Source organism: Flagellimonas yonaguniensis, assembly GCF_029193885.1.
In the GTDB taxonomy this organism is placed as follows: domain Bacteria; phylum Bacteroidota; class Bacteroidia; order Flavobacteriales; family Flavobacteriaceae; genus Flagellimonas; species Flagellimonas yonaguniensis.
Genome location: NZ_JARFVB010000012.1, coordinates 71,651 through 92,539, shown reverse-complemented (window position 1 = coordinate 92,539; position 20,889 = coordinate 71,651). Strand labels below are relative to the sequence as shown.

The following is a 20,889-nucleotide window of genomic DNA, read 5'->3' as shown; positions in this document are numbered from 1 at the left end:
CTTGGGTTAAATATCGCACCGCATAAACCCATCTTTCAACGCCTCAATTTTATCCTCCCAGGTCACTATAAATTCTTGGGCTACGTATCCTTTGAACCCAGTGGCATGGATAGCCTTGATGATAGCGGGGTAATATAATTCCTGAGTTTCATCAATCTCATGTCTGCCGGGAACGCCTGCTGTATGGTAGTGCCCAAAATAAGGGTGGTAGTTCTGTATACTTCGGATAATATCGCCTTCTTGGATTTGCATGTGGTAGATATCGAACAACAATTTAAAATTATCGCTGCCCAAATGTTTGCAGAGTTCCACGCCCCAAATGGAGTTATCACACATATAATCCGGATGGTTCACTTGGTTGAAGAGCTCCATCTGAATCACAACGCCATGTTCCTCGGCCAAGGGCATGATCTGTGAAAGTCCGTCAACACAGTTTTGCAATCCCACATAATCGTTCATGCCATCGCGATTGCCACTAAAGCAGATAAGGTTGGTATAACCTGCTTTGGCCACCTTCGGAATCATTTCCGTGTAGTTTTTGATGAGCTGTTCATGATATTTGGGATTGTTCCATCCCTTGTCCAGACCAATTTCAGCACCGTTGCACATGGAGCAGTGGATATCGTACTTCTTCAATATGGGCCATCTGTCCGGGCCTACCAAATCAATGGCCTTGACACCGAGTTGGTTGAGGGTCTTTAAAAAATCTTCCAGAGGAATATCGCTAAAGCACCATTCGCATACACTATGGTTGATGTTGTTCTTGAGTTTGAATTCTTTGGTTTGCCCTGAAGTTGAGGTCATGGCGGAGGCTGAAGCCAGTCCTGCCGAACCAGCAGCGGCGGTGGCTATAAAATTTCTACGTTTCATTTTGTGGATTTGTTCTCGGAAAGATAGTATTTTCGAGTTGGATATGGAAATACGCCCCGATACAAAACAGCTTTTGGAATTGGCCCATTACAAGATGCCCTTCGGCAAGTTCAAGGGGCGTTATCTTGTGGATTTGCCCTTGCCCTATCTGGTCTGGTTCCGTCAAAAAGGTTTTCCCAAAGGGAAACTGGGTGACTACCTAAATACCATGCTGACCATAAAGGATAACAACCTGGAACCCATCATAAGAAAGCTGCAAAAAGATTTTCCTCGCGATTCTACCTGATTTTTGCCCAGCAATTACTAATTTTACGCCCCGTAATAGAATGAGCAATATGTCAGATACCAAGTACATTTTCGTTACGGGAGGCGTTACCTCTTCGTTGGGTAAGGGAATCATCGCCGCATCCTTGGCCAAATTACTGCAGGCCAGGGGGTACCGAACCACCATCCAAAAATTAGATCCATACATTAATGTGGACCCGGGAACACTGAACCCTTATGAGCATGGCGAATGTTATGTGACCGATGATGGTGCGGAAACCGACTTGGATCTTGGCCACTACGAGCGTTTTTTGAACGTCCGTACCTCGCAGGCCAACAATGTGACCACAGGTAGGATCTACCAAAGCGTGATCGAAAAGGAGCGTAAAGGGGAATTTTTGGGTAAAACAGTACAAGTAGTGCCCCATATCACCAACGAGATCAAGGAGCGTATCCAAATTTTGGGGAACAGCGGCGACTATGACATTGTGATTACCGAAATCGGGGGTACGGTGGGTGATATCGAATCCTTGCCTTACATAGAATCTGTCCGTCAGTTGCTTTGGGAGCTGGGCGAGCACAACGGCATTGTGGTACATTTGACTTTGGTGCCATTTTTATCAGCCGCGGGCGAATTGAAAACAAAACCCACACAACACTCCGTCAAAACCTTGATGGAAAGTGGAATAAAAGCCGATATTTTAGTGTGTCGTACCGAGCATCAGATTTCTGAGGACATCAAGGAAAAATTGGCCCTTTTCTGTAATGTTCGGAAAGAAGCGGTAATTCAGTCCATAGATGCATCCACCATATACGATGTTCCTTTGTTGATGCAGGAAGAAGGATTGGATACGGTTACTTTGCAAAAATTGAATCTTCCGGATGATAAGGAACCTAACCTTGACCAGTGGAAGGAATTTTTGCAACGACATAAAAATCCTAAGGACAAAGTAACCATTGGATTGATCGGTAAGTACGTGGAACTTCCCGATTCCTATAAATCAATCCAAGAGGCCTTTATCCATGCAGGTGCGGCCAATGAGGTCGATGTGGAGGTGAAATCCATTCATTCGGAACATTTGTCAGCCAAGAACATAGCCAAGAAACTTGAAGGCCTGGACGGTATTTTGGTTGCCCCGGGTTTTGGTGAAAGAGGAATTGAAGGAAAAGTAACGGCAGTAAAATATGCGCGTGAGAACAACATCCCTTTCTTGGGAATCTGTTTGGGCATGCAAATGGCCGTCATCGAATTTGCACGGACCGTTCTAGGTTTGGAAAAAGCCAATTCCACCGAAATGGACAAAGGAACACCGGACCCTGTGATAAGCTTGATGGAAGAGCAAAAATCCATTACCGATATGGGCGGTACCATGCGTTTGGGCGCTTGGGACTGTCACTTAAAGGAAGGAAGCTTGGTAAAGGAAGTCTATGGTACATCGGATATTGAGGAACGCCACAGGCACCGTTACGAATTCAACAACCAATATAAGGAGCAAATGGAGGAAGCTGGTTTGGTGGCTTCTGGGCTCAACCCAAAAACAGGTTTGGTTGAAGTTGTGGAAATCCCGTCGCATCCTTGGTTTGTTGGGGTACAGTACCACCCGGAATACAAGAGTACTGTGGCAAGCCCGCACCCATTGTTTGTCGGGTTTGTTAAGGCAGTATTAGATCACAAGCAGGAATAAAACAATGCCAGTTTGGCATAAAATGGGCATTTGGGCATATATTTGCAGCCTGAAATACTGTTAAAATATTTCTACTAAATACGATTCATGGAAGAAAAGAAGCTGGATTTTAAATCCATTATTGGATTTGTACTGATTTTTGGGATACTCATCTTTATGTTTTACCAAAATCAGCCTACGCCAGAAGAGTTGGAGGCTCAAAAAGCAGAGCAAGCGCAGATAGAGGCAGAGGAGGCCAAAGCAGAGGAGACGGCCAAAACGGCACCTGTACAGGAAACAAAGACCATCGACCTTACGGATTCCACCCAAGTGGCCGAATATAAAAATACGGTTGGGGCTTTTGGGTTTACACAAACGGCAGATGGTACCACTATCTTGGAAAATGAGGTGCTTCAATTGGAGGTGGCCAACAAAGGGGGGCAGATCGTTGAGGCCAAAATGAAGAATTTTGTGACCCATGACTCTGTTCCAGTGTATTTGGTAAAAGATGGCAATGCCAATTTCGCATTGAATTTCACTACTTCGGACAATCGCATTCTAAGCACTGCAGACCTGTATTTTGAACCATCCCTGACGCAAAGTGGGGACAACCATGTACTTTCCATGAAGGCCAAAGTGGCAAATAACCAGTTTTTGGAGTACCGCTACGAGATGAAACCGAATGAGTATTTGGTGGATTTTACCGTGCGTTCACAGGGATTGAGTGGCGTGTTCAACACAAGCAAACCTGTTACCCTGGAGTGGGATCTGAAAGGTATCCGACATGATCAAAGTATTCGATATGAAAATAGATATACCCGTCTAACCTATAATCATGATGATGGCGACATCAGCAAGCTCTCTGAGAGCAGTGATTTTGATGAGGAAACCGAAGTGGATGTGAAGTGGCTGTCGTACCGTCAACACTTTTTCAGTTCCATTTTGGCCACGGAGGACCATTTTAAGACCGCGGATTTGACCTCCACCAACTTGGTTGAGGAAGAGAGCAAGGAACTGCGCTTTACCAAAGAATACACTACAAGGGCTCCATTGGAGTTCCAAGGAGGGGAGTTGTCCCAAAATATGTACTGGTATTACGGCCCTACGGACGTCAAGGTCTTGGATAATTATGAGGATTTGGGTCTGGTGGAATCCATTCCTTTCGGTTGGGGAATCTTCGGTTGGATCAACCGCTATGTATTCACACCCTTCTATACTTTCTTGAGTTCCTTCTTGCCGTATGGTATCGCCATTATCATCATGACGATCATGGTGCGATTGGCCTTGTCCCCAGTGACGTACAAATCCTATTTGTCGCAGGCCAAGATGAAGGTGTTGAAACCCGAGATTTCGGAAATCAGCGAAAAGTACAAGGACAATGCCATGAAAAAGCAGCAAGAGACCATGAAGGTGTACAACAAGGCAGGGGTAAGCCCAATGAGCGGTTGTGTGCCCGCATTGTTACAGTTGCCCATTTTCTATGGACTGTTCATGTTTTTCCCAACATCTTTTGCGCTGCGCCAAAAATCATTTTTGTGGGCAGAGGACCTTTCCTCTTACGATACCATTTTTGAGTTACCGTTTACCATTCCGTTTTATGGTGACCACGTATCGCTGTTCCCGATTTTGGCATCCATCGCTATATTTTTCTATATGCAGATGACAACGGGCCAGAGCATGCAGATGCAACAGCAACCGGGTATGCCGAACATGAAATTCATTATGTACCTATCACCCATCATGATGTTGTTCTTCTTCAACAACTATGCGAGTGGATTGAGTTTGTACTATTTCATCTCCAACTTGATCACCATCTTTATTATGTTGGCCATCAAGAACTATATTTTGGACGAGGATAAAATCCATGCCCAGATCCAGGAGAACAAAAAGAAACCTAAAAAAGAGAACAAGTTCCAGCGTAAGATGCGCGAAATGATGGAACAGGCCGAAGAGCAAAAGAAGTCTGGAAGAAGATAATCCTGATAGAATACTTTTTTTGGTCAAAATAAAAAACTCCCTCAAGATTGCCTTGGGGGAGTTTTCATTTACAGGTTTGGTTTGGAAAGATTTGGGACTCCAAAGATGCGGCATTATCGATATCCAAAAAATTAAAAGTTGTAAAACAGCTCCTTTTTGTGGGTAAATAATTCCATTTTGATGTGTCATCGACGAACGGTAAACCCCACTCGATAAAAAGCCCCCTCAAAATTATTTGAGGGGGCTTTTTGCACTATCTATTACTCAAAAACCAGTTAGTTTGAAGTGTCAGGAATCAATACAGTATCCACTACGTGGATTACACCATTGATGGCCTGAACATCCACAGCATCGATACCAATGCCCATGTTTCCAGCACCATCGGTAATATCGGCGATGTTGTCCCCTGTACCGGGTAGGTTGATGGTGATCATATCTCCTTCCAAAGTTGTTGCAGTGGTACCATCGCTCAAGTCTCCTGAACGTACATTGGCACCTGCCACTACATGGTGTTGTAGTATTGGAACCAAGTCTGCTTCATCTGGAATACTCGCCAAGGCATCAAATGCCGTGTTGGTAGGTGCGAATACCGTGAATGGATCGCTTCCCGCACCATCTTGGGCGGACAATACGCTCACAAAATCCGTATTTGGCGTCAATTCAGTTAAGGCTTGTACCAAAGTGGAGAAATTAGGGTCGGCTAGGGCAAAGGTCACAACAGTTGGCAAGTCAATTACAGCATCCACAGTATGGATTACCCCATTGCTTGCCACAATATCTGCCATGGCTACGTTGCTGGTACCATTCAAAGTTACACCCTCATCGATATTGATATATAGACTCAAGTTTTCGTCTACATCAAACTCAGCAGCGGTATTCACGTAAGAATTTGTCAAATCTGAAGAGAATGCGGCAGCGCCTACCACTACGTGATTGGCCAGAATAGTGTTCAAGTCATTGGAATTTGGATTGGCAAAAGCATCAAAGGCATCGTTACCTGGGGCAAATACGGTAAACATTTCCTCTTCATTGGAAAGCAAATCCGTGAATGCTGTGTTTCCACCAGCGGTAAGTGCTCCTACCAAAGAGGAAAGAGCTGGATTGGCTATGGCATGGTCCACAATGTTTGGTATATCGATTACGGCATCAACTACGTGCACAATACCGTTGATGGCTTTTACATCTGGTGTTACCACGGATGATACACCGTTAAATGTTGCACCATCGGAAGTGTCAAAGAATAAACTTACATTCTGATCTCCAGCTCCGATCGCCATGGTATTCGTATAACCAGAACCAATTCCAGTCAAATCCTCGGAAGTGACTTTTCCGCTGATAACGTGGTTGAGCAATACATTGGTCAATACATCGACTGGAACATCCTCAAGGGCCGCACCATCAAGGAAGGTTTCAAATGCCTCATCAGTCGGGGCCAAAACTGTAAATGGTCCGTCCCCGCGCAATACGGTTGGTAGGTCACCATTGGCTGCTGTAAGTGCAGCTACCAAGTTTTGTAGATTTTCGTTTCCTATGGCCAAATCGGTAATAGGAACTAAAATGATATCTGCCAATTCATCCAAAATGGTTTGTGGTAGCAATACTTTGTCTATTATATGTACAACACCATTGGAGACTTCGATGTCCGCAGTAGTTACTTCAGCAGCTACATCGGTTGCATCTTGAATAAACACGCCACCTTCAGTAGAAACTTGTAAGGAAGAACCCTGCAAGGTAGTAAGGCTCATACCGTCACTTAAATCCGTGGATAGGGCAGCATCAGCTACTACATGGTAGGTTAAAATCACAGCCAACAGGTCTTGTAGTTGTTCTGAGTTGAAATCGTCCAGCGAATCAAAACCGTCCAATTGGGCTAGTAAATCGGTAAATGCATCATTGGTTGGTGCAAAAACGGTAAAGGGACCATCGCCGCTCAATGCAGTAATCAAATCATTGTTGGCACTTTCATCCGCTTTTTGAAGGGCAGCGACCAAAGTGCTTAATTCAGAGGTGGCTTGTGCCGCTTCAACAATGTTGTTCTCCTCTTCCATTGGAGGCGTAGTTCCGTTGTCATCGTCGGAACACGAAGTGAATCCGATAAATAATAATAAAAAGGTCAGTCGGGCTAAATGTTTAAATGTCTTCATTTGATGATAGTTATTTGTTTAATATTTTAAAAATATGTTTAAACAAAATAAAAACAGCAATGTTTAACATTTTAACTAAAAACTTTAACAAAATAAAAATCAATGATCTCAGTGGATTATATTTTGATGCTTTTCCTTTATGACAGATTTATCATTTTAAATAAACGTCAATTTGTATTTTTGTAGCCTTAAATCATTGCAATGAAAAAGGTTGTTGTTGGACTTTCGGGAGGAGTGGATTCAAGTGTAGCTGCTTATCTGCTCAAAGAGCAAGGGTACGATGTCATTGGCCTGTTCATGAAGAACTGGCATGATGACTCAGTGACCATATCCGAGGAGTGCCCATGGTTGGAGGATAGCAATGACGCATTGATTGTAGCGGAAAAGTTGGGGATTCCCTTCCAAACGGTAGATTTAAGTGCCGAATACAAAGAACGAATCGTGGACTATATGTTCAATGAGTACGAAAGGGGAAGGACACCCAATCCCGATGTACTCTGCAATCGCGAGATCAAGTTCGATGTGTTCATGAAAATCGCCCTCCAACTGGGTGCTGATTACGTGGCTACGGGTCATTATTGTAGAAAGGGAACCATCCAGAATGAAGATGGTACCGAAACCTATCAATTGTTATCGGGAAAAGACCCAAACAAAGACCAATCCTATTTCCTTTGTCAACTTTCACAAGAACAGTTGTCCAAAACTTTGTTTCCTATTGGAGAGTTGTTAAAGCCCGAAGTAAGGAAAATAGCCGCTGAAAATAATTTGATTACTGCGGATAAAAAGGATTCGCAAGGATTGTGTTTTGTGGGCAAAGTTCACTTGCCTGAATTTTTACAACAAAAATTGAAGCCAAAAAAAGGTGTGATAGTTGAAGTGCCCAGCGATGCGGCCCAATTCTCAGCTACGGTTCCCGATTTTCAAAACGAACGGGAAAAATTGGTGTTTCGCGCTGAGAAACCCGTGTACTCCGAATCCGACGGAAAAGTGGTAGGGGAGCATCAAGGTGCGCACTATTTTACCATTGGGCAGCGTAAAGGGTTGAATGTGGGCGGAACCAAGGAACCCTTGTTCGTCATCGATACCGACGTTGATAAGAACATCATTTATACGGGACAAGGAAAAGCACATCCCGGTCTGCTCAGAAATACATTGTTCATCAAAGAAGATGAACTCCATTGGGTACGTCCCGATTTAGCTTTGAAGGTTGATGAGACCATGGAGGTCATAGCCCGTATTCGATACCGTCAACCGTTACAGTCCGCAACCCTCTACAAAGTAGAGAATGGCTTGTTCGTTGATTTCAAAGAGAAGCAATCTGCCATTACCGAAGGGCAGTTTGCCGCATGGTATTTGAATGACGAGTTGATTGGTTCTGGAGTGATTTCGTAAACGGATTCCTTATTTATTTTGTTTATTTTGGTGGAAACTTGAACACAAATTTCCATGCATAATAAAATCACACAACTTTTTGGAATTGAATATCCCATCATTCAAGCGGGAATGGTCTGGGCCAGCGGTTGGCGTTTGGCCTCAGCGGTTTCAAATGCTGGTGGATTGGGCTTGTTGGGAGCGGGAAGCATGTACCCCAAAATATTGGAGGAGCATATCATCAAATGTAAAAAGGCTACGGACAAACCTTTTGGAGTGAATGTGCCGATGCTGTATCCCGACATAGAAAAGTTGATGGATATTATTGTCAAGCATGAAGTGAAGATTGTGTTTACTTCGGCAGGAAACCCTAAAACATGGACCAAGTTTCTTCAAGAGAAAGGAATAACAGTAGTACATGTGGTCAGTAGCGTAAAGTTTGCCATCAAAGCTCAGGAAGCAGGGGTGGATGCTGTTGTGGCCGAAGGTTTTGAAGCAGGCGGACATAATGGACGTGATGAAACCACAACGCTGGTACTTATTCCTTCCGTAAAAGAAAAAATAACTATTCCCCTGATTGCTGCTGGGGGCATTGCCACGGGAAGGGCCATGTTGGCCGCCATGGTCTTGGGAGCGGACGGCGTTCAGGTGGGCAGTAGGTTTGTGGCCACCCCCGAAGCATCGTCGCATGAACTCTTTAAAAAATGGGTGGTGGATGCCAAAGAGGGAGACACCCAGTTGACCTTAAAGGAACTCGCACCAGTACGATTGCTCAAGAACAAGTTTTTTCGGGATGTGCAGGAAGCGTATGCCCATGGTGCCACCAAAGAAGAATTAAAGCAACTATTAGGCAGGGCCAGAGCCAAAAAAGGCATGTTCGAAGGGGATATGGAAGAAGGCGAATTGGAAATAGGCCAAGTTTCGGGCTTGATCCATGACATAACCCCCGCTGCAGAAATTGTTGAGGAATTGATGGCCGAATTCCATAAAACGAAAGCCAAAATGTGCGACAATTAAGACATTGCACTAAGAGTTTAAGAAACTTTTAATATATTTAGCCAGCGCAATGAGAACACTTATCCCCACACTACTCTTTTTTGTGCTCGCCTCGCATTGCCATGGGCAAGTGGAGCGGGACAAAGCACTCCATTTTCTGGGAGGCAATCTTTTTGGCCTTGCTGGGGCCGGAATCGCCAAACAAGCTTCGGACGGAAACCGAATATGGACTTTTGTAGGTTCCGTAGCCGGCAGTACGCTTATTGGTTTGGCCAAGGAAACCGTGGATGCGGGACAGCGAGAAAATGGTTGGGACAATGATGACTTGGCTGCAACTGTTTTAGGCGGGGTCACCATTGGGGTCACCATAGACCTTTTCTCCAAAAAAGATGATAAAAGACGTTTACGAGGACGTTATTCCAAACTGGATCTAAAGAAGAAAAAGCAATTTCTTCAACCAACATCGGAATTTGTGGTGCTAGAAGGTAAATTACCATCATTGAACACTTTGGGACTTTCCAATCAGCAGTTTGTTGTTGAATAATATTGCGATGATTTTTTGAAATCTGTGTAAATCCGTCAATTCGAGTGATTTTTTGAAGTGGAACGAAGAAAAATTTTATCGAGAATTGTAATATGGATACACATTCTTTGTTCTCGATACTTTTCCTTTTGGGAAAAACTCGAACTGACGCCTTTTGGGGTCAAAAAAAGTATGGGGGCAAATCAAATAATTCCCCTAGCTTTTATTTCCAGATATTTATTGATGGTGTTCACGGTCAGCTCCTCGGGTTTCGTTAAAATGGTTTGGATACCATGCTTTCGAAGTTCGTTGACAATGAGTTTTTTTTCATAAATGAACTTTTCAGCAATGGTCTGTTCAAAAATTTGAAGCACCGTTTCCGCACTTTTACAGGCAAACTTGTTGAGTTCGGTATTTTCAAAGAAAATGACCACTAATAAATGCTGTTTGGCCATGGCCACGAGATAGGGAAGTTGCCTATGTAGGGCATCCATGGTTTCAAAGTTGGTGTAGAGCAGCAAAAGGCTTCGTTGATTTAAGTTTCGCTTTACATCAATATATAACCTGCTAAAATCACTCTCAACGAAATTGGTTTCCAGATTGTACAAGGTTTCCAAAATGAGGTTCATTTGGGAACTACGACGCTCGGCGACCACTCTGTTCTCAATTTTATCACTAAAGGAGAACATACCTGCCTTGTCCTGTTTTTTCAAGGCAATGTTACTGATGACCAAAGTGGAGTTAATCGCATAATCCAATAAGCTTAATCCATTGAATGGCATTTTCATAACACGACCTTTATCGATTACGGAGTAAACGGGCTGTGATTTTTCATCTTGATATTGGTTGACCATTAGTTGTCCACGTTTGGCGGTGGCTTTCCAGTTGATGTTCCGAATGTCATCGCCCAGTACATAATCCTTAATCTGTTCAAACTCCATGGTATGTCCAATACGTCTTATTTTTTTTAGGCCATATTGGTGCAAACGGTTGCTAAAGGCTAGTAGGTCATATTTTTGTAATTGTAGGAACGATGGATAGACAGGGACTTCCCGCGCATCATCAAAACTGTATTTTTTTGCTAAAAACCCTATGGGGGAAATAGCGAATATGTTCAAACTTCCGAAGTAGTATACCCCACGTTCAGTAGGTCTTAATTGGTATGAAAATGACTTGCTTTTACCGCTCCCAAGTTTGCTCTGCAATTGAAAATCCCTTTTTTGGAACTGGAACGGAATCTCGTCAATGATTTTAAGCTTCACAAGAAACAAATACCCATTTGTTATTTTAATCTGTACGGGGTTTTCGTCTCCATTGGAAAGTTTATCGGGCAATAGCCGTGTGCCTTCAACTTTACCTTTGGAGGCAAAGAGCAGGAGTATATCAGCAATGAGAAATAAAATCAAAATTAGAAATAGCAGCTTTAGCACCCCGAATAAATTAGGGACCATGTACGAGACGACAAAGCCCACGATCAAGATGGTAAGGGCGATGAAAAATCGTTTTTGCAGGTATATGGGTCTAAAGAGCCTTTTCACTGTGCTATCTTGGAATTTCGATACCGTCGACAATTTGCTTTACCACTTGTTCCGATGTAAGTCCCTCCATTTCCCTCTCAGGCGTGAGCATGATACGATGCCCCAAAACAGGGGCGGCCACTTTCTTGATATCGTCTGGCGTAATAAAATCCCGGCCATTCATCGCGGCCAAGGCTTTTGAGGCGTCCATGATGGCAATGGAAGCCCTAGGTGATGCACCGAGGTAAAGGTTGGCATTGGTACGGGTGTTGTCCACAATGGAAGCGATGTACTTTAGGAGGTTTTTCTCTACAATGATTCCCTTTATGGTGTCTTGGTATTCAGCAATCTGTTTTGCAGATAGCAATGCGCTGACCAAATCCTCTTCCGCCTTGGTTTTTTGTTGGTGCTTGCTTTCCAAAATCTGTATTTCTTCATCCAATGAAGGGTATTCGACATTGATCTTGAAAAGAAAACGGTCCAATTGCGCTTCGGGCAGTCGGTAGGTTCCTTCTTGCTCAATGGGGTTCTGGGTGGCAAAAACCAAAAAAGGTGGTTCCATTTCATATTCAATACCGTCCATGGTTATTTGTCTCTCCGCCATGGCCTCAAACAGGGCGGCTTGGGTTTTGGCAGGTGCACGGTTGATTTCATCAATCAAAATGATGTTGGAGAACAAGGGGCCCTTTTTAAACTGGAATTCCGAAGTCTTCACATTGAAGATGGAAGTCCCCAAAATATCACTGGGCATAAGGTCGGGTGTGAACTGGATACGGCTGAAATCCACGCTCATGGTCTTGGCCAGTAATTTGGCGGTTACCGTTTTGGCAACTCCGGGAACACCTTCAATGAGCGAATGCCCGTTGGCCAGAATTGAAATAATAAGGAGCTCTATCATGTCCTGTTGCCCAATAATGACCTTGCCCAGCTCGCTCTTTATTTGTGAAACGGCATTTTGTAGTTGACCAAGGTCAACACGGGAATTAAATTGTAATGCGTCTTCCTGCTGTTCGTTTTCTTCCATATTGTTACTGCTTAAATGCGGTTATTTTTTTGTTCAGTTCTATACTTTCCTGTTCCGAGTGAACATTTTTATTTTTCAGTTTTAGAATAAATTCAACCAAATTTTTGGTCTCGGTCATATCTTTTCCTGCCCTAGATGCCAAAATTTGTATGGTTTGTTCGTTGAGTTTAGTGGTCTCGATATGATACTGATTTCTTAAGTAGGCCAAAAAGTAATTTATTTTTTTGTGTATCAGGTCTGTATGATCTTTATTTTGATGATATAGCGAACCAACGGCTTGGGCAAATTCGACCGATGAATTCTTGAGGGGTTCAATTACAGGAATGATCCGTTGTTCTCGTTTCCCCTTGAAAAGAACAAACAGTAGTAGTCCGATTATAGTTAGATAATAGGCCCATTTAAGGGAAACTTGGTTGAGCACAAAACGCATGGGGGAATCTATGACCACCCTGCCTGCTTTCTTGTAATTGTCCCAATAGAGTACTTCCCTATTTTGCAAATAACCAAATGAGTGGGTCACATAGCTTGAATTGCCTTTGAGCATATAGTAATTGGAATAGGCCTGTGGGGTTGTGGACAGTATAAAAGCACCTTTTCCAAAGTCAGTCCTTATAAAATTAGGTTTGGTTACCTGTTCGCTTGATTGTTCTTCCAGATAGTTTTCTCTCGTATAGGTTATGTTCCCTAAAATAGTGGTGTTCGTGGAGTCTACGCTGGTAAAGTGGGAGTTGAACACTCCTCTGGACAAGGTAAATTTCTCGTCTTTGAATTTTTTATGGGTCAAGCTTAAAATGGCCGAACCCTCTTTTAATGAATAATCAGAACTAATGGCAATGTTCAAGGTGTCCATGAGTTGCCACCCCAAACCAGCTGCTGCTATAAAAACTGTATTTCCTTGGTTTACGTAGTCTAAAATTTGGTGGGTTTCTTGTTTGTCCAGATGTATACCATCGTTGATGATCAAATAGTTGGATAACTTGGAGGAATCCCGCTCCAGCAAAACGTTGTACACACTTTCTTGGACAGTTTCAATGGTGTTGTTGGGAAAAATGGTAGGAAGTTCGTTGTAGAGTACATGGCATCCGAAGGGAATTTTGTCCGTAGCCGTGTAGGAGGGGTTCCAATTGATGGGTTTTGGACGCACGACCTCCGTGATGATAATTCCCACGACCACCAGAGCAAATATACCGATTACTATTTTCGATTTTTTGTCCATGGCTATTTTGGAATTGCATTTTTTACGGCATCAAAGCGTAAGTTGGTTCTGGCGTAGCCATTTTCATCAATGGGTTGCTCTCCGTACCAAATGTTCTCGTATAGATAAGAGGCTTTTTTGAACTCCCGTTGCAATCCAACTTCATCAATTTCACGCTCATAGTCCACATTGGTTTTTTCAAAATGCCACTCTATGATGTTTTTTTGGGAGAGTTGCTTCAGGATTTTGAGAAACTGGTAACGTACGGCAAGTCGGTAGTTTTTATTTTTGATGGCTTCCTCCATAAGGGAATCCAGATCGACCGTCTCAATATGCTCTTCCGAAAAGTCGATGATGTCAATCGATTTTGCCTTTTTGGTAAAGATGGCGTTGAATTTTTCATTCACAAACAGCCTGACCAATAGATAGATGGCCAAAGTACCTATGAGTACATAGATCACATATTCCAGGATAATAAGCGTCTCTGGGGAAATGTTGAATCCAAAAGTATCGTTCAAGGTATTTAGAAACCATCGGATAAAACGACTGAGCAAATTGGAGGATTCCCCTGTTTTGACATCATAATCAAATTCCTCCCCAGCGTATTTTTCGTTCAGGTCCCCATCAATGGTACGTTCTGTTATAATGGAGCTAGTATCAACAGGAATCCGAATGGAATCATTTTGGGTAAACCCCAGATACATCCCAATAAAAAAGAATGGTATGTAGAGGTGCTTGATCACTGATTTGATTGTCCTATTTGGTCTATTTTGCTTCTGGTGTTCACGTTATAGGCTTTCTCGTGCAGGGCATAGAACAGAATGCCGTTTACAAATTGGGATAGGCATTGGGCATACACCATTAAGATGAGGAAAATGCACAATCCCAAGGTGTAGACAATGGTGGAAACCACCGAACCTGCTACATCCACATTGTTTTCCACTACGTGAAACGTGTAAATTCCAATGATAATGGATGGGACCAATAATATGATGAATGCCAACAGTCCATTGAGCAAACCCAAAATGAAATTCACACCGACGGACTTCCAAAAATTATTGTTGATCAATCTCCAGCCTTCACCATAGCCTTCTACGGTGTCTTTTTTTTGGCTCATCATGCTAAAAAAGGAAACACCGATCCACGCCGTCATTCCAAATTGGACGATGTATTGTGCGAACATTCCCAACAGCGGGATAAATGCAAGGATGATGGCTATGATAAAGAAACCTATATAAATGGGAATCAGCAAAAGGATGAAGATCAAGGTTTTCCCAAAGTTGTTTTTGGTATGGTTCCAAACATCTTTTTTGTCAAAACCCATGCCTTTGTTTTCCTCATATTTAATCAAATAGGAAGAGCTCAAGCTGAAATTGAGTCCTGCGACAAGCAAAAAAATAATGAAAAACAGAATGCCGCCCGACACAATATAGGTCCAGTACATTCCCTCGTTCGATACACCTGCGTCAATGCCATATCTATTGGAACTTTCGGTAACCATGCCTATGAATCCCGATACCAGTAAATAGCTTGTGATCAACAATCCGATTAAAAACACACCATTGTAGCTTAAAAATACATTGGTGAATTTTTTGATGTTCTGTCGTAAGAACTCAAAATATACGGAAAGGATGTCCCCAAAATCATGGTTGATTCTTAGCTCAATATATTTTTCCTTCATGTATTTTTCGGTTTAGTAAGATGGGATATATGATATAATAATAAACAATCAAGAGCAATGAGCCTCCAATGATGAAAAAGGCCAGCCAATCCGGCATTGTGGCATAACGGGTAATAAAACCTTCAATAAACCCTGCGATGATAAAAAAAGGTATGGTGCTGACCACTACCTTTAAACCATCTTTTGCCCCTTTCATAAAAGAAATCCGTCTAGAAAAAGTCTTGGGAAAAAGAATGCTGTTGCCCATAATGATGCCCGCACAGCCAGCAATTATAATAACTGAAATTTCTATGGTACCGTGAAGCCAAATTTGACGGTTGGCTTCAAAAAAGACCCCCTTGGTATAAAAAAATGTAATAAAGGCACCCAGCATAACCCCATTGCTAAATAGGATATAAACCGTTCCAATACTTGTTATCACGCCAAAGGCAAAAGCCAAAAAACCGACTCGAATATTGTTTATGGTAATGCCCAAAAATGTACCGATCTCGCTTCCGCCCTTGTAAATTGCCGTAGGTTCCCCTTTAGCAATATTGTTCAAGGTTTCGTTTACATAGGAATCGCCTAAAATCAATCGTACAAAAGAAGCGTCGTTTATGGCCGATAAGGAACCAATAGCTGTAGCAGCAATAAAAATTAAAAAAGTGACCAAGAGTGTTTTGTGGTACTGTTTAAAAAACAATGGAAACTCCTTTGCCCAAAACTTAATAATACGGTTACCTGATTCCTTCTTGTTCTTGTAAATTTTTTGATGCGCTTGTGAAGCCAATGAGTTCAAATACAATAAAGTCTTGCTTTCAGCGTAATAGGTTTGTGCGTAAGCTAGGTCATTGGTAAGCTGGATATAACCATCCACAAGGGCATCAGGATCTGTTTGGGAACCTGAGGCGATTGCTTTTTCAAAAGCAATCCATTTTTCCTTATTTTGCTTCACAAAGGCAGCTTCGCGCATACATGGAATTTTCCTTGATCTAAAATTACGTTTATATGGAGAACCTCCAAATCAATACAACGCAAAATGTCAACTTAGATTATAAGATCGTGGGAATTGGCGAGCGAATTATTGCTTTTCTGATCGACGGTCTCATACTTTATATGTACGCTTATCTAGTGAGTTTGATCAGTGATGCCATTGGGTATGTTTATGAGGACAGTTGGACCCAGCGCGGATTGGCCATGCTTATTTTTTTGCCGGCAATGTTCTATTCTTTGTTGATGCACAGTTTGTTCAACGGAAAAACAGTGGGCAAAATGTTGATGAAAATGCGCGTGGTACGGTTGGATGGTACCCCTGTACATTGGAGCAATCTTTTGGTCCGGTGGATGCTGCGTTTGGTGGACATCTGGATTTTTTTGGGTTCCATAGGTATTTTGAGCATTCTTTTTTCTGAAAAAAGACAACGTGTGGGCGATGCGGCTGCTGGAACGGTTGTCATCAGTACCAAAAAAAAGACCAAGGTCTCCCATACCATTTTGGAAGAAGTGGAAGAAGCCTACGTTCCACAGTTTACCAATGTTACCTTGTTGACCGATAAAGATGTGCGTTTGATTAAGGAAACCTACCAAATAGCCAAGAAAAGTGGGGATTTTAAAACCTTGACTGCACTTCGTGTTAAGGTGGACAGCATCTTGAAAACCAATTCCAATCTTTATGACGTACAATACATTGATACAGTACTAAAAGATTATAACTACTACACCCAAAAAATGTAGGTATGCTGTATTTGACCATCGACATTTTGGGTACCATCGCCTTTGCCATTTCGGGAGTGTTGGTGGCCATGGAAAAACGTTTGGATCTCTTCGGGGTGTTCATCATTGCTTTCGTGACTGCTATCGGGGGAGGTACCTTGCGTGATCTGTTGATAGGAAACACCCCTGTGGGTTGGATGCAGGACCTTACCTATGTCATTACCATATTTATTTCAGTGGTTTTCGCCATCATTTTTGTGAACAAGCTCAAATACCTCCGAAGGTCGTTGTTCTTGTTCGATACCATAGGTATCGGGCTTTATACCATGGTAGGCGTGGAAAAAGGGTTGGAAGCCGAACTCTTGCCTGTAATGTGCATCTTCTTGGGTACCATGACCGCTTGTTTTGGTGGAGTGATACGGGATATTCTCTGTAATGAAATTCCTGTGATTTTCCATAAGGAAATTTATGCGACTGCTTGTATACTTGGTGCGTTGAGCTACTTTTTGATCATACAGTTCCCCGTTAAAGAAGAATATGCCTATATCGCGGGTATTTTGGTGGTCATATTCCTTAGGTTGTTGGCCGTGCGTTTCAAAATAAGCTTGCCCGGTCTTTATAAAAAGCAGACTCAATAGTTGCTTCCCTAACCCTTATTCAATATTGGTTAATGGTTGTTTAGCACCATTAACCTCTCATTAGTCAATTTTACTTTTTCGTTAATCCGAACCCCGTGGACATACTGCTACATTGGTTCTTTTGAAATAACCAATTCAATAATTAAAAGTTTTATACACATCAATGAATACAACAGTTGTTTCTCCAGTTCAAATTCTATTTTTCATATCTATTTTGTTCCATGGTTTTCAGGCCCAGAGCCAGGAGAGCCTAAAGGGAAAAGTGGTGGATGCCACTGATGGTCAACCCTTGATCGGTGCCCAAATTGTTCTCAAACCCAGCAATAAAGGAACCTTGACCGATGATTTTGGGAATTTTGAGGTTCAAGCAGATTCTGATGATAGCTCACTTGCAGTAAAGTATTTGGGTTATGAAGAATGGGAAGTGTCCATACCTGACAGCCACGATTTGGGAACCATTGCATTAAAAAGGTCCAACACCACATTGAGCGAAGTAATTGTAAGTGCTTCGCCCAAAAATTTCAAAAGTGAGTTTAAAGGGAGCAATTTCAGGATCAATCCCGTTTCCTTGAAGAATATCAATCCGTTGAGTACCGAAGAGGTGCTGCGAACTATTCCAGGTGTCAACATAGTGGGTGATATGGGATTGTCCAACCGACCGAACATCAGTATTCGAGGTTCGTGGGGAAGGCGTTCCAAAAAGGTGTTGTTGATGGAAGATGGCACCCCATCGGCTCCTGCACCTTACATAGCGCCAGGAGCATATTACAATCCTGTGAGTGATCGCATTACTTCCATTGAAGTGTACAAAGGGGCGGATTTGCTACGGTATGGTCCCAACAACATGTACGGCGCTGTGAACTATATTACGGCCCTACCACCACAAAAACCGACCCTGCGACTCAAATTGACGGGAGGTCAGCGAAACTATACTTCAGGGCTGTTTTCTTATGGAGGTACTTGGAATGATATAGGTGGATTGGTCGAGGGCGTTTATAAGAAGTTTGATGGATTCACCGATAATTCATCCGTCGAGATCTTGAACCTAAATGCCAAGATTTTTGCCAAACTGTCCGAAAATCAATCACTTTATTTCAAGGTCAGTGGACAGTTTGAGGACAATCAGGCTTCTTTGAGTTCCCAGACCCCTTTTACTTTTGAAGCAGATCCGTCCCAAAACCCTTTGGATGCAGATCAATTTATCATGAGACGTTACGGTGTGGATATAATCCATAAATGGCTCCCAAAGGATGATTTGAGCTTTACCACAAAAGTGTATGCATCGGATTTTGAACGGGATTGGTGGAGACAGGTCACTGCTAAGGTTCGGGCCTCCGAAGTTCAGGATTATGTGGGCGATGAAATTTTTAATGATAGATATGGATATTTAGCGGGAAGAACATTTGATGATGAGGATTATGTCATCGTCGGTCGAGTGGAAAATGGACAGGAAAGCACTACGGACAGTCGTTGGATTTATCGTGTTTCCGGAATCAAGGAAACCGTAAACGCAGATTGGGAGGCCTTTGGTGCTCCAAGTGAGTTCGAGGGCAGCATCAACCTGCACCGTGAAACCTTCAAGGATGTTTTCTTGGAGGCGGACAATTCCAGATGGGCCAGGTATGGGACGGCGACCAAAGATCTGTGGTATCGGTTGTGGTCGGCCAATGGATATATCCGAAATGAGTTCCATTTTGGAAAATGGGGAGTGACACCTATTCTTCGTTTCGAGCACGTGGATATGTTCCGGCAGGACCTTTTGGCCTTGTCGCAAAATCCTGATTTGGAAAGTACCACGGAAGGCAGGGAGCCAAATGTGTACAATCAATTTTTACCTGGAATCACGGTAAATTACGATTATGGCAATGGTGAATTTTACGGTAGTGTGTACCAAGGGATGATAGCACCTTCTAAAGTATTCGGGTTTTTGGTGGAGCAAGACGGAGTGGTTACCAATCCATTGGCGGGACAGAGCATCAATATTGAACCGGAGTTGAGCTGGAACAAGGAAATTGGTTGGAGAGGTAGTCTACTGGACAATTGTATCCAAGGACAATTGACCTATTTCCACAATGCGAGCAGGAACTTTTATGCTGGAGGACGAAATGAAGTGTTTACCGAGTTGGGGGAAATCAATGTGCAAGGAGTGGAAATGGCCATCAATGCCGAGCTTTTGAACATGAATGGGCATCAATTGCACTTTTTGGGCAATGTAACCTATATGGATTCCAAGGTAAAAGCGGGCAAATTGGAGGATAGAGATCTCTTTTCGCAGGTTATTCACGGTACCGCCACGCAGAACGAGTATGTGGACAAGGTAAATGCGAACAGGGATGCTTACGAAATTTATGTGGACAATGGAAGTGGAGAAGTCTTATTGACCGACCAAACCGTGGATACTTCCCAATTTCCCAACATCACTAGGAGTGTCATCACATTTGGTAATGAAGGACTTTCAGATTCGGAGGCACCGTATACGCCCAATATCAATATGAGCCTTGGTCTCAATTATGATTGGAAAAGATTATCGAGCGGATTTAATGTGCACCATGTGGGCAAGCAATACACCGAGTTTCACAATTTTGTGAACGAATCCGCAGATGGGGCCATTGGCCAATTGCCAGCTTACACCACGATTGATGCTTTTTTGAACTATGATATGACCATCGGCAAGAAAATCGATGCGACCATTTTTGTCAATGGAAAGAACATTACCGATAATATTTATAGGGCTTCGCGATTGAACAGGGCCACTTCGGGAGTGTTCGGTGGTGGTTTTCGTCAAATCATATTTGGAATCAACATGAAAATTTAAAATACAGGTATGCACCGTTCAAATCCTACCAGAAAAAATCGTTTTATTGCTATTGCTATCGGTTTGGTATATTGTTGGTTTGGGGCATTGAAATTTGTCCCGAACCTTAGTCCAGCTGAGGATCTGGCAAAAAATACCATCCATCATCTCACTTTTGGGATGATACCCGATGAGGTTTCCATAATCCTGCTTGCCTTTTGGGAAGTGGGGTTGGGATTCTTATTGGTCTTTGGATTTTTCAGAAGGCAGGCTGTACTATTGGCTTTGGCCCATATGGTATGTACTTTCGCACCACTTTTCTTTTTTCCAAATGATGTTTTTGGCGAAGAGCCGTTGTCTCTGACCTTGGTAGGGCAATACATCATGAAAAATATCATCATCATAGCGGCCCTTGTTGCCATTTATGAACGAAAACAAGTGTTTGAAAAGAAAGATCTACCACTGAAAAATCAAAAGGAAGGTTATTCCCAAGGTTTGCTATTTGGCAAAAATCTCTTCAAAAAAGCATCATGATGGAT

Annotated in this window: 18 protein-coding genes; 10 read left to right on the top strand and 8 right to left on the bottom strand. The window is 42.7% G+C overall.

Annotated elements, in window-relative coordinates:
- Positions 1–6: 6 nt before the first annotated feature.
- Positions 7–870 carry a hydroxypyruvate isomerase family protein gene (locus tag PY092_RS15510; protein ID WP_275616718.1) on the bottom strand — a complete coding sequence of 288 codons (864 nt, stop codon included), beginning with the start codon at positions 868–870 and terminating at the stop codon, positions 7–9.
- A gap of 43 nt (positions 871–913) precedes the next feature.
- On the opposite strand from PY092_RS15510, the gene PY092_RS15505 reads away from it, so the two are divergent.
- From PY092_RS15505 to yidC, 3 genes are all read left to right on the top strand, one after another.
- Entirely contained in the window at positions 914–1,156 is a 243-nt protein-coding gene (locus PY092_RS15505) for a DUF3820 family protein (protein WP_127137028.1), read from the top strand.
- Between the two features lie 49 nt (positions 1,157–1,205).
- Positions 1,206–2,819: a CTP synthase gene (locus PY092_RS15500; protein WP_275616717.1), complete on the top strand. Its 1,614-nt coding sequence runs from the start codon at positions 1,206–1,208 to the stop codon at positions 2,817–2,819.
- Between the two features lie 87 nt (positions 2,820–2,906).
- Positions 2,907–4,775 carry a membrane protein insertase YidC gene (yidC, locus tag PY092_RS15495; protein WP_275616716.1) on the top strand — a complete coding sequence of 623 codons (1,869 nt, stop codon included), beginning with the start codon at positions 2,907–2,909 and terminating at the stop codon, positions 4,773–4,775.
- 275 nt (positions 4,776–5,050) lie between these two features.
- Here the strand turns inward: yidC and PY092_RS15490 are convergent, their stop codons facing one another.
- Positions 5,051–6,919, bottom strand: coding sequence for a fasciclin domain-containing protein (locus tag PY092_RS15490; protein WP_275616715.1), 1,869 nt, complete (start codon positions 6,917–6,919; stop codon positions 5,051–5,053).
- Between the two features lie 201 nt (positions 6,920–7,120).
- On the opposite strand from PY092_RS15490, the gene mnmA reads away from it, so the two are divergent.
- The 3 genes from mnmA to PY092_RS15475 are packed head-to-tail and all read left to right on the top strand — an operon-like array spanning position 7,121 to position 9,830.
- Positions 7,121–8,311, top strand: a complete 1,191-nt coding sequence (mnmA, locus tag PY092_RS15485; protein ID WP_275616714.1) for a tRNA 2-thiouridine(34) synthase MnmA — start codon at positions 7,121–7,123, stop codon at positions 8,309–8,311.
- A 54-nt stretch (positions 8,312–8,365) separates the two neighbouring features.
- Positions 8,366–9,307, top strand: a complete 942-nt coding sequence (locus tag PY092_RS15480; protein ID WP_275616713.1) for an NAD(P)H-dependent flavin oxidoreductase — start codon at positions 8,366–8,368, stop codon at positions 9,305–9,307.
- Between the two features lie 49 nt (positions 9,308–9,356).
- Complete coding sequence (locus tag PY092_RS15475; protein ID WP_275616712.1) at positions 9,357–9,830, top strand: YfiM family lipoprotein; 474 nt, start codon at positions 9,357–9,359, stop codon at positions 9,828–9,830.
- Between the two features lie 182 nt (positions 9,831–10,012).
- Here the strand turns inward: PY092_RS15475 and PY092_RS15470 are convergent, their stop codons facing one another.
- From PY092_RS15470 to PY092_RS15445, 6 genes are read right to left on the bottom strand one after another with little or no spacing between them, the layout of a single operon-like run.
- Positions 10,013–11,347 (bottom strand): DUF58 domain-containing protein, encoded by a 1,335-nt coding sequence (locus PY092_RS15470; protein ID WP_275616711.1) that lies wholly within the window; start codon positions 11,345–11,347, stop codon positions 10,013–10,015.
- A 4-nt stretch (positions 11,348–11,351) separates the two neighbouring features.
- Positions 11,352–12,350, bottom strand: a complete 999-nt coding sequence (locus PY092_RS15465) for an AAA family ATPase (RefSeq protein WP_275616710.1) — start codon at positions 12,348–12,350, stop codon at positions 11,352–11,354.
- Between the two features lie 4 nt (positions 12,351–12,354).
- Positions 12,355–13,566: a DUF4350 domain-containing protein gene (locus PY092_RS15460; RefSeq protein ID WP_275616709.1), complete on the bottom strand. Its 1,212-nt coding sequence runs from the start codon at positions 13,564–13,566 to the stop codon at positions 12,355–12,357.
- Between the two features lie 2 nt (positions 13,567–13,568).
- The gene (locus tag PY092_RS15455; RefSeq protein WP_275616708.1) at positions 13,569–14,288 is read right to left on the bottom strand and encodes a hypothetical protein; all 720 of its coding nucleotides are present in this window, start codon (positions 14,286–14,288) and stop codon (positions 13,569–13,571) included.
- A complete protein-coding gene (locus PY092_RS15450) occupies positions 14,285–15,226 on the bottom strand; it encodes a hypothetical protein (protein WP_275616707.1) in 942 nt (313 codons plus the stop codon). Before PY092_RS15450 ends, PY092_RS15455 begins: the two co-directional genes overlap by 4 nt.
- The gene (locus tag PY092_RS15445; protein ID WP_275616706.1) at positions 15,207–16,178 is read right to left on the bottom strand and encodes a stage II sporulation protein M; all 972 of its coding nucleotides are present in this window, start codon (positions 16,176–16,178) and stop codon (positions 15,207–15,209) included. Before PY092_RS15445 ends, PY092_RS15450 begins: the two co-directional genes overlap by 20 nt.
- 35 nt (positions 16,179–16,213) lie before the next feature.
- Between PY092_RS15445 and PY092_RS15440 the strand changes: the two genes are divergently transcribed.
- The 4 genes from PY092_RS15440 to PY092_RS15425 all read left to right on the top strand — a co-directional run bounded on the left by PY092_RS15440 (position 16,214) and on the right by PY092_RS15425 (position 20,884).
- Positions 16,214–16,939 carry an RDD family protein gene (locus PY092_RS15440; RefSeq protein ID WP_275616705.1) on the top strand — a complete coding sequence of 242 codons (726 nt, stop codon included), beginning with the start codon at positions 16,214–16,216 and terminating at the stop codon, positions 16,937–16,939.
- A gap of 2 nt (positions 16,940–16,941) precedes the next feature.
- Complete coding sequence (locus tag PY092_RS15435) at positions 16,942–17,556, top strand: trimeric intracellular cation channel family protein (RefSeq protein WP_275616704.1); 615 nt, start codon at positions 16,942–16,944, stop codon at positions 17,554–17,556.
- A gap of 163 nt (positions 17,557–17,719) precedes the next feature.
- Positions 17,720–20,371, top strand: a complete 2,652-nt coding sequence (locus PY092_RS15430) for a carboxypeptidase-like regulatory domain-containing protein (RefSeq protein WP_275616703.1) — start codon at positions 17,720–17,722, stop codon at positions 20,369–20,371.
- A gap of 9 nt (positions 20,372–20,380) precedes the next feature.
- A complete protein-coding gene (locus PY092_RS15425; RefSeq protein ID WP_275616702.1) occupies positions 20,381–20,884 on the top strand; it encodes a hypothetical protein in 504 nt (167 codons plus the stop codon).
- Positions 20,885–20,889: the final 5 nt, after the last annotated feature.